Genomic DNA, 9,952 nt, shown 5'->3' on the forward strand with positions numbered 1-9,952 from the left:
TTATTCTTATTCATTGGATTGAAATCCAATGTTGATAAATCGGTCGCCACGCTTTGGCTTGTTTGACTTTTTTTCTCTTCATCAACTCTTTCAGGTTTTTGAGGCCTGAAAGAATATCAGAATTTACTAGATTTATTTCAAACTTACTTCTTCAGATTTTTTAAATAAAAAAGCCGACAATCTTTTAGATTATCGGCCGTTATTTTAGTTCACAAGTTCGGAGGTGCTGATGTAATTCTCTTTGCAAGAATTAGGATATTTCTCAAAATGAACTTGTTGAATTTTCATTGTCCTTATTTGATGGCAAAGTTACGCATTCTTAATATCAATTTCCAAAATCTTATCCAAAAAAGTTTTTAACAATAGATAATTTTTCTTCGAACTCCGCCTTTTTCTCCGCATTCACAATCCCTTGTTCTGCATCAAAACTCTCTTTGAATTTTGGTAAAGTAAAGCTTTGTAAAATATTGGCTCCGCTGAAAGGTGCTCTAGCTTCGAAAGCTGCTACCACATTCTTACCACCTCCAGGACCAGGTGCGGTTGCCAAAAGGAAAACCGGTTTTTCGCCAAAATGCTTGCGGTCTTTGATTCTTGATATCCAATCGAATACATTTTTAAAAGCCACGGTATAAGTGCTATTATGTTCCGCTAAAGAAATGATCAGCAAATCTGCAGCATCCACTTTCTCAGCAAATCTCAAAGCCAAAGTAGGAATTCCGTCGTGCTTTTCTCTGTCTGTGCTGAAGAGTGGCATCTCGAAATCATTAAGATCAAGGACTTCCACTTCTGCGCCTGTAAATTGTTTTGCTGCAAATCCAGCTAATGTTTTATTGATCGAATCTTTGGCGTTGCTTCCGCCAAATGCTAGTATTTTCATTGTCTGATTTTAAAGATGCAAATGTATACACTTTAAAATTTAAATATATCGATTTATGATATTTTCATATTATTTTATTTAATAATGGTTTATATTGAATATTAGTTAAAATATTTACTTTTGTATTTAACTAAAACTAATTATCGTGATAAAAAATCTATCCAGATCATTTTTCTTAATTCTTTTTTCACTATTCATTTTTTCTTGCAGCACCGACGAAGACAGTTTGGATAATGAAAAACCCAGCACTCCAACTAATATTACGAGTAGTGAAATTACAAAAAACTCTTTTTTATTAACCTGGAAAGCTTCTACTGACAACGTTGGCGTTACAGAATACACAATTTATCTTGATAACACCAAATTCACTACTACCGAATCAAAATATACTTTTGCAGGATTAAGCCCCAACACTTCTTACAGCGTTTCTGTGGAAGCTAAGGATGCTGCAGGAAATACTTCGGAGAAATCGCCGGCTATGCCCGTGAAAACACTCATCCCAGAAGTGGATATTTATCTCTCTGCCAGCTCCAAATATCTAAAAAATGGTGTAGCAGTTGAGTTGGAAAATGTTGCAGGTTTTACATCTTCAGGCAATCTCATCCACGTTCAGGCGGGAAATGTTTACAGTGCAGGAAACGTAAACCGCACTTCCCAGCGTATTGCAGCGTACTGGAAGAATGGACAAATCAATCTATTGGAACCAAGCAATTCCACCAGCCTAAGCAACGTAGAAGACATCTCGGTTTCAGGAAATGATGTGTATGCAGTGGGATCTGTCACACAGTACTCTCCTTTCTATTATTATAAATGCTACTGGAAAAACGGCGTCAGAACAATATTGGATGGTTCTCAGTATTCCGGATCATTTTCACAGCCAGAAACCTCCGTAATGAATATTGATAAAGGCGATGTCTATATTGCAAGTGAAAACTATAACCAAATCTACAAGCCTGTCTATTGGAAGAATGGTGTGATGCAAAGCCTTAGTTTCTCTTTGCCAATCAATCAGGTAAGTATTAATTGCATAGATGTTGAAAACAATGATATCTACATCGCAGGCTCAGCATTGGATATCAACAATTCCCGAATTGGTTTTTATTGGAAAAATAATGTGTTTCAGCGAATAGATGGCTGTGAAAATGTCTCTGCAATAGATGTTATAGGTTCTGACGTCTACGCAGCTGGCAGAACTGCTACAGGAGTTGCATATTGGAAAAACGGAAAAAAAACAGACATCCCATTTGGCCAAGGCATTCCAGATATTCAGGTTGTTAATAACGATGTCTATGTATCTGCGCAACAAATTACAGAAACAACAAGCGTTACCAAAATCTTCAAAAACGGCTTAGAAATATCTACAGTTTCCGGGATTGGACACTCCAGAATTTTTGTTGTGGAAAAATAAGACTCCTCAAACTTAATTCGTATTAGCACAACAGAATTAAATTGGTCTTAAAATTGATAATGAAAATTCAAACCAACTTCATTATTGATTGATAATTCTAAATCTGTAACGCTATGATCTTCGACAAAAATTTTATTAAGCCAAGTAACGAGAGTACATATCACGTTTACCAAGAAGAATCTGGAAATGCAGATTTCGTCAATCCATATAATGATAATCCTTACCTTATCAGCTCGCTTCAAAAGTTGAAAAATAAGGTAGTTTGCAAGAGAAAAAGAAAAGCCATCAATGAATGTCTGAATAACTACAAAGATGACATCGTGCCAAATCCAGAGATTAACGTATTTAAAAGCGTGGATGATATGAATACGACAGCTTCATTTGCAGATTACGCCAGATCATCATATTTGAAAGTTCTAAAAGACTTAGAAAACATTCAGAAACTGATTGACAAACTGGATATTAATGAACCTGACACTATCAGAATCATTCAGTAAGGAAAATTTAATCATACTTCAAATCGATATTTTATATAAAAGGACCTGAATCATTAGGTCTTTTTTTATGGTTTTGAATGAATTTAATATGAACAAATCTTACTTTTGCAGAATTACAAAACACTGTAAAGTTTTGATTTAATTCAAAATTCTTTATTTTCCCATAGTGAGATAATAAAGATTTTATTACATTTGTCAACAACCACTAAATAATTTTTATGTTAAAGAAAATTGTCTTTCTTAGTCTAATAACAATGACATATACGGCTGCCACAGCCCAAAACAAAACGACACCAATCTACCTTGACGAAACAAAACCAGTTGAACAACGGGTAAAAGATGCACTCTCCAGAATGACTCTGGAGGAAAAAGTAGCAATGCTTCATGCCCAATCCAAATTCAGTTCACCAGGCGTTCCAAGATTGGGAATCCCGGAATTTTGGACAACTGATGGACCTCACGGTGTACGCGCAGAAGTGAAATGGGACGAATGGGACCAGGCTGGATGGACAAACGACTCCATCATCGCCTATCCAGCCTTGACCGCTTTATCTGCCACGTGGAACAAAAAAATGTCTTTGAACTACGGAAAAGCACTTGGAGAGGAGGCGCGATACAGAAAAAAAGATATTTTGCTCGGACCTGGTGTTAATATTTACAGAACGCCTTTAAACGGAAGAAACTTTGAATATATGGGAGAAGATCCCTTTCTGACTTCCAAAATGGTAGTGCCTTACATCCAAGGTGTACAATCTAATGGTGTTGCGACTTCCGTAAAACATTATGCTTTGAACAATCAGGAGATGTTCCGTCACACGAGTAATGTAAAGGTTGACGATAGAGCGCTGTATGAGCTTTATCTGCCACCTTTCAAAGCCGCTGTCACGGAAGGTGATTCGTGGACTATTATGGGTGCTTATGACATGTACAAAGGTCAATATGCCAGCCAGAATCAGTATCTTTTGAATGATATTCTGAAAGGTGAATGGAATTATAAAGGCGTTGTAGTCTCAGATTGGGGCGCAGTAAATAATACGGAGCAAGCCATCAAAAACGGTTTGGATCTGGAATTTGGAAGCTGGACCAACGGACTTTCTGCCGGAACCAAAAATGCTTACGATAACTATTATTTGGCTCAGCCCTACTTAGATTTAATTAAATCAGGAAAAGTTGGAACGAAAGAATTGGACGACAAAGTTACCAGACTTCTGAATCTGGCTTACAAAACCACAATGAACAAGAACAAACCGTTCGGAAACGTGGCATCTGAAGATCATAAAGCGGTCGCTAAACAAGTGGGTGAAGAAGGAATTGTTCTCTTGAAAAATCAAAATAATGTTTTGCCGATAGACCTTAACAAAGTCAAAACCATCGCAGTAATCGGAGAAAATGCTATTAAAATGATGACTGTGGGCGGTGGTTCTTCTTCTCTCAAAGCTAAATATGAAACGCTTCCATTGGACGGTATCAAATCACGTTTCGGAAAACAGGCTGAAGTGACTTACGCAAGAGGCTACGTTGGTGATCCGGGTGGAGAATACAATGGTGTAAAATCCGGACAAGACCTGAAAGACGACCGACCTGCTGATGTCATTTTGAATGAAGCCGTTGAATTGGCAAAGAAATCCGACTTTGTGATTTTCGTTGGCGGATTGAATAAAGCGGATCATCAAGATGCAGAAGGTGTTGACAGAAAGAGTTATGGACTGCCTTACGATCAGGATAAAGTGATCACAGCACTTGCAAAAGCGAATAAGAATTTTGCAGTCGTTCTGGTTTCCGGTAATGCCGTGGCGATGCCGTGGATCAAAGATGTTCCCGCGATTGTGGAGTCCTGGTATCTAGGTTCTGAGGCTGGTAATTCGTTAGCTTCAGTTCTTGCCGGTGACGCAAATCCTTCCGGGAAACTGCCTTTCACTTTCCCTGTGAAGTTGGAAGATAACTCAGCGCACCAGTTGGGTGAATATCCTGGGAACAAAGAAGAACTGGCGGCCGGAAAAGGCAAAGACCAGAAAAACCCGATCAACATTACTTACAACGAAGGTATATTCGTAGGTTACCGTTGGCACGATACGAAGAAAATCAAACCACTCTTCAGCTTTGGTCACGGGTTGAGTTACACAAGCTTTGAATTTGGTAAAGCGAAAGCAGATAAAACTACGATTGGTCAAGATGAGAAAATCACTTTTACATTTACTGTTAAAAACACAGGTAAAAAAGCTGGTGCGGAAGTGGCGCAACTCTATATTTCTGATTTGAAATCATCCCTTCCAAGACCGAATAAGGAATTGAAAGGATTTGAAAAAGTATTCCTGAATCCTGGTGAGGAGAAAGAAGTGAGTATTACTGTGGACAAAGCAGCTCTAAGTTTCTTCGATGCAGATAAGCACGCTTGGGTAGCTGAGCCGGGAGACTTTGAAGCTTTGATTGGAAACTCTTCTGACAATATCAAAACAAAAGTAAAATTCACTTTAAAATAATCTATTCTTAAATGAATGATAACAAAAAGCCTGAGACATTCTCAGGCTTTGTTTTTGACAAAAACTTATTTCTATAAGTCACGTACAAGTTGTAGTTTTGAAGATATCAGATGACGTTTTACATCTTGTATTCTGTCAGCCTAAGGCTCTCCAAGGCCAAGCAAAACCTCCCAATAAAACAAATAAAAACCCGGAAGACTAATCTTCCGGGTTTTATTATATAAATGATTATTATCAAATATTAATCAACAATAATCTTTGAAGACTGGTTTTTAGTTTTCACAATGTAAACGCCTTTTGACAACTTGTGAAGGCTTACTTTACCTTTGTTCTCCACTTTCTCAATGGTTTGAACCAACTGTCCGCTAAGACTGTAGATCTTTACAGTTTCGTTTTTATCAATTCCGCTGATGTAGAACTCATTGTTCTTCACTGGGTTTGGATAGATCGCGATTTTCTGATTCTTCGCATCGATGTTGTCTGTTGCCAGTTTTGCATAGCAAGTCCAAGAAAGGTTATCAAAAGATACTCTGTTGCTTGTCACATCATCTACCAATTCAATCACGATGTTTCCTTCTACATTGATATCATTCACCGTAAAGGTTGCAGCAGTTCTTGAGTAAGGAATCTGACCCTTCACCACACCATTGATTTTCAAAGTGTAATTACCATTGGAATCTGCGAATGGCAAATAGGTTTTCACAGTCAAAGATCCGATTCCACCAGAGATGGTAGAAGACTTCAACGAACCTTTTCTGATACAGATGGCTCTGTTACTTGTGCCGTCGATATTGATCTGGTTATCTGTTCTTGCGAAGGTTGCATTCCAAACGATGCCTTTGTTTGACCATTCTCTATCTGAATAAGATGAGTTGGCTGCCGGCAAATTCTCAAAATTTTCTATACCACAGCTTGGTGCTTCTTCGCCAGGATTTCCGGGACCAGGTGTAGTCACTAAAATTGCGGCACTCTCTTCAGATTTGTTACCTGCAGCATCTTTTGCAACGACATAGAAGCTATATTGAGTACTGCTCGTAAGTCCAGTTACCGTTCCGCTATTTGTAAACACTGTTTTGTTAAATACATTATCCACATAAATATCATAAGCTGTTACGCCAATATTGTCGCTGGATGCCGTCCAGGCCAAAGAAACAGTGTTGATTGTAGCACCTGTTGAAACCAGATTGAGTGGTGTAGATGGAGCTTCTGTATCAGATGTTGTTCCACCATTGAAGGTATCCGGCCAAGTGTTCTGTGCAGCAGGCCCGCCCCAAATGACAGTTGCCAGATATGGATTATCAATGAATGGATTTCTGTTTTTCTGAATACCAGCTACAACGTTATTTCTTTGAATTTCGAAAGCAGAAACAGGATCTTCCACATTCCATTTTAGAAGGATATCCGGGAAATCAGATGAATAAGTGCTTGGATTCATTGTGATGTTTAGCGGAAGACATCTTGAGTTGTATCTCACATACATGTACATCAGGATTCTAGCTACATCGCCTTTCCACTCTTCGCCAGGATACCATCCGCCACGGCTAGTTTTGTACGCCGTTGCTCCAGTTCCGTCATCAAAAAGAAGACTTCCTCTTGTGCTGTTCAGTGTATTATCTGTTGGTCTCAGGTGATGACCGTCAGAACCAGGACCAGAAGTTCCCAGGTTAGGCGTTCCTTTTGATTTTGCGTACACGTGTTCTCTGTTCCAAGATCCTGTGTAAGGACGGCTTCTCTGGTGTGTTCCCGAACTTTGTGAGCCATACATCAAAAGAAGATTGGATGGGTTCTCCGGATCAGCATCACTTGTTTTGAACAGAGATGCTAACCCCGCAGAATAAGCGATAGTCTGCGTGTGTGTAGTGGTGATAAGGGTTGCAAGATCATTCTTCAATTCGTTTTTAGTTTTGTTGAAGTTGACACCAGAATAATAAGATGGTGCCGACTGTGCAAAAGCCACGAATGAAATAATACTTGCAAAAAATGAAAACTTTAATTTCATACGATATGATTTAATTAATTTTAATAGTTGTTGCAGAATGGTCATCAAAGTAGATTTCCAGCGGATTGTCATGAATAGCGACGGAAACTGGCGCCTCAAATTCCAGAAATAAAATACGGTCAAAGAGGTAAAGTGTAGCAATCATATCAATGTCTGTAACAGCAGAATGAATGCTGACTTCTTTTCCCAACTCAGATTCATCAGGAGTCAGGTTGAGATTCTGCGACTGAATTTGATTTTCTGAGAATGCAAGAACGGTGGTCCAGAGTCCCGGATGCTTTTCACCTTCTCCTACGAACAGCTGATTGGTTTCTTCATTCATTCCAATCACATAAAGCGGGGCATTTTTTCCTCCGACATTGATTCCTTTCCGCTGTCCCAATTTGAAATGTTCCACACCTTGATGTTCTCCTACCAGAAAACCATCAAAAAGTCCGTACTTTCTTTTTGAGACATGCCTCATCAATTCATCTTTCTTAGATTGGAAAGACACTTCTTTATCTTCATAAATTGAAGAGACTGATGGTATTTCTACGATTTGACCTTTATTAATCACTTATAATGGATTATTTGTTGTTGGCGATTAAATTATAGTTCGATATTATTAACTAATATTCAACGGGGGCGCTAAAGTAATTAATTTAATTTAAATAGAGGTGCATTACAGAAAGTTTAACAAATACATGACAAACGATCCTTCATTTCAGCCCAAATCATTTATTTCAAATCTTATAAATTAAAATAAATATTATTGGAAAGACATTTACAATTCCAGATTTACATTCCGAAATACCACAAAAAAAGACCTGAGTAAAAACCCAGGTCTTGATATGATGATCTAAATGAATGGTTATAAATTTTGATCTTCGTGTTTGCCTTCATTAATTTCCTCTACCATCTTTGCATTGAAAGCCGGAAGATCTTCTGGTGTACGGCTGGTAACCAGACCATTGTCCACCACTACTTCACTGTCTTCCCAGATGGCGCCGGCATTTTTAAGATCAATACTGATGGATTTTACAGAAGTTAGCTTTCTCCCATTCACCGCTTCTGCGCTGATCAGGATTTGAGGTCCGTGACAGATTGCCGCTACAGGCTTATGCTGAGTGAAGAAGTCTTGCACAAATGACAAGGCCGCTTCATTGGTTCTCAGCTGATCGGGATTGATGACACCACCCGGCAAAACCAGAGCATCATAATCTGAAGCCGAAACCTCATCTAATGTTTTATCTACCTTATATTCTTTTCCCCAATCCTTTTCTGCCCAAGCTTTGATGCTACCTACCTGAGGACTTACAATGTGTGCTGTCCAGCCTTGTTGTTCCAAATGTTCTTTTGGAGAACTCAATTCACTTTCTTCAAATCCGTGGGTTGCTAGTATTGCAATTTTTTTTGACATAATAAATTATTTTGTGGTTGTATGTCATCTGGTAAGAAAATATAGTGCCGAGCGTGGGTTGGGAAATTATAAAAGTTTGTTAAAGCCGATAGTACTTGATTTTAGAATATTAGATTTTAAATCACTGTTGAGATTGTTTAAATTTGATGCTCCCTAAAAAATAACAGATGACAGTACAAGATTTAGTAGGCGATTATGCGGTCGAAGGCAGCAACCAGGAAGAGAAAGGATATCCTTGCCATGGCATATTGACGCTGAGTCTGGATGAAAACAACCGGATCGTCGCCCGATGGAAGATTGGTGATCATATCCAAAATGGGACAGGCTTTTTTAAGGATCAGATTCTGGTCATTAATTTCAATTATGAAGGCGATGACGAGAAGATCTACAAAGGTGTTGCCGTCTATCGCTGTCTCAATACGAATACCCTGGACGGCTTCTGGTCTGAGAAGCACGGCAACCCGCTTTATCTGGGCAGCGAGTATTGTGTGCGGATTCCTGGGGCTGCGTTTTTGAATTGATTATTATTCAAGCTATTGATTTTACTGTTTGTTTCATACATATATCCAAAAAACCCGATCCAATGATCGGGCTTTTAAGTTTGCTATTTGCTTTTTTGATTAGGGTTTTGTTGCTTTCCTCTATTCCCTTGGTTCTGGGCGTACTGTCTGTTGGTTCCAGAAGTTCCTTTGTTAGGGTTTTGGATATTAGCCTGGTTCTGTGTTGGTGTGATTTTGTTTTTCATTGTTTTTTTTAATTGGTTAAGAATGTTTACTATTTCCACTTTTAAAGTCCTTTCCTATTTATAAAATTCTAATAATTGTAATTGAGTTTGACATAAGAATTTCCAACATCTTCACTCAAAATAGGCTTACTATATTCCTGAATTCCATTTTATTAATATAAAAACTTCATCAATCATAATCACCCGAATCTCCGAAAGGTTCATATGCATCATCCCAATAATCATCGGAATTATCATAATTGGAATTGTTAGAATTTGAATCATTGTTATCCCAATCATCTGGCCTTTCATCCAGACCTCTTGATTGCCAATAAGAATCATGGTTTGGATTTAATTGATTTGAATGATTGTCTAAATCAGATTTTGAATTACTCATTGTTTTGAATTGTTTTTTTAATTACCTACTCTATCTGCTTTTCGGATTCCGCATTTTAATTTGTCGACATTAAGAATCCATCAAACTCAAATCCAAAAATCAAAAAAAATACGCTTCCGAAAACAACATCGGAAGCGCAGGAACAAAAGCTTTTTATGGAGCACCAAAAGC

Annotated in this window: 10 protein-coding genes; 4 read left to right on the forward strand and 6 right to left on the reverse strand. The window is 38.2% G+C overall.

What is annotated here, in order from left to right:
- Positions 1-340 precede the first annotated feature (340 nt).
- The gene (locus PQ459_12950; GenBank protein WDF45804.1) at positions 341-877 is read right to left on the reverse strand and encodes an NAD(P)H-dependent oxidoreductase; all 537 of its coding nucleotides are present in this window, start codon (positions 875-877) and stop codon (positions 341-343) included.
- A gap of 145 nt (positions 878-1,022) precedes the next feature.
- Here PQ459_12950 and PQ459_12955 point away from each other — a divergent pair, with 145 nt between their 5' ends.
- The 3 genes from PQ459_12955 (at position 1,023) to PQ459_12965 (ending at position 5,262) form a co-directional block, all read left to right on the forward strand.
- Positions 1,023-2,285: a fibronectin type III domain-containing protein gene (locus PQ459_12955; protein ID WDF45805.1), complete on the forward strand. Its 1,263-nt coding sequence runs from the start codon at positions 1,023-1,025 to the stop codon at positions 2,283-2,285.
- A gap of 113 nt (positions 2,286-2,398) precedes the next feature.
- Positions 2,399-2,782, forward strand: a complete 384-nt coding sequence (locus PQ459_12960) for a hypothetical protein (GenBank protein WDF45806.1) — start codon at positions 2,399-2,401, stop codon at positions 2,780-2,782.
- A gap of 254 nt (positions 2,783-3,036) precedes the next feature.
- On the forward strand, positions 3,037-5,262 hold the full coding sequence (locus tag PQ459_12965) for a glycoside hydrolase family 3 C-terminal domain-containing protein (GenBank protein WDF45807.1): 2,226 nt from the start codon (positions 3,037-3,039) through the stop codon (positions 5,260-5,262).
- 241 nt (positions 5,263-5,503) lie between these two features.
- Here PQ459_12965 and PQ459_12970 read toward each other — a convergent pair whose 3' ends face one another.
- The 3 genes from PQ459_12970 to PQ459_12980 form a co-directional block, all read right to left on the reverse strand.
- The gene (locus PQ459_12970) at positions 5,504-7,261 is read right to left on the reverse strand and encodes an endonuclease (protein ID WDF45808.1); all 1,758 of its coding nucleotides are present in this window, start codon (positions 7,259-7,261) and stop codon (positions 5,504-5,506) included.
- A gap of 10 nt (positions 7,262-7,271) precedes the next feature.
- Positions 7,272-7,817: a hypothetical protein gene (locus PQ459_12975; protein ID WDF45809.1), complete on the reverse strand. Its 546-nt coding sequence runs from the start codon at positions 7,815-7,817 to the stop codon at positions 7,272-7,274.
- A gap of 294 nt (positions 7,818-8,111) precedes the next feature.
- Positions 8,112-8,660, reverse strand: a complete 549-nt coding sequence (locus PQ459_12980; protein WDF45810.1) for a type 1 glutamine amidotransferase — start codon at positions 8,658-8,660, stop codon at positions 8,112-8,114.
- 167 nt (positions 8,661-8,827) lie between these two features.
- On the opposite strand from PQ459_12980, the gene PQ459_12985 reads away from it, so the two are divergent.
- Complete coding sequence (locus PQ459_12985) at positions 8,828-9,181, forward strand: hypothetical protein (GenBank protein WDF45811.1); 354 nt, start codon at positions 8,828-8,830, stop codon at positions 9,179-9,181.
- An 83-nt stretch (positions 9,182-9,264) separates the two neighbouring features.
- Here PQ459_12985 and PQ459_12990 read toward each other — a convergent pair whose 3' ends face one another.
- Together PQ459_12990 and PQ459_12995 are read right to left on the reverse strand one after the other, a co-directional pair.
- Entirely contained in the window at positions 9,265-9,405 is a 141-nt protein-coding gene (locus PQ459_12990; GenBank protein ID WDF45812.1) for a hypothetical protein, read from the reverse strand.
- Between the two features lie 169 nt (positions 9,406-9,574).
- Complete coding sequence (locus PQ459_12995) at positions 9,575-9,781, reverse strand: hypothetical protein (GenBank protein WDF45813.1); 207 nt, start codon at positions 9,779-9,781, stop codon at positions 9,575-9,577.
- Between the last annotated feature and the right edge of the window lie 171 nt (positions 9,782-9,952).

This window comes from Chryseobacterium sp. KACC 21268, assembly GCA_028736075.1.
In the GTDB taxonomy this organism is placed as follows: domain Bacteria; phylum Bacteroidota; class Bacteroidia; order Flavobacteriales; family Weeksellaceae; genus Epilithonimonas.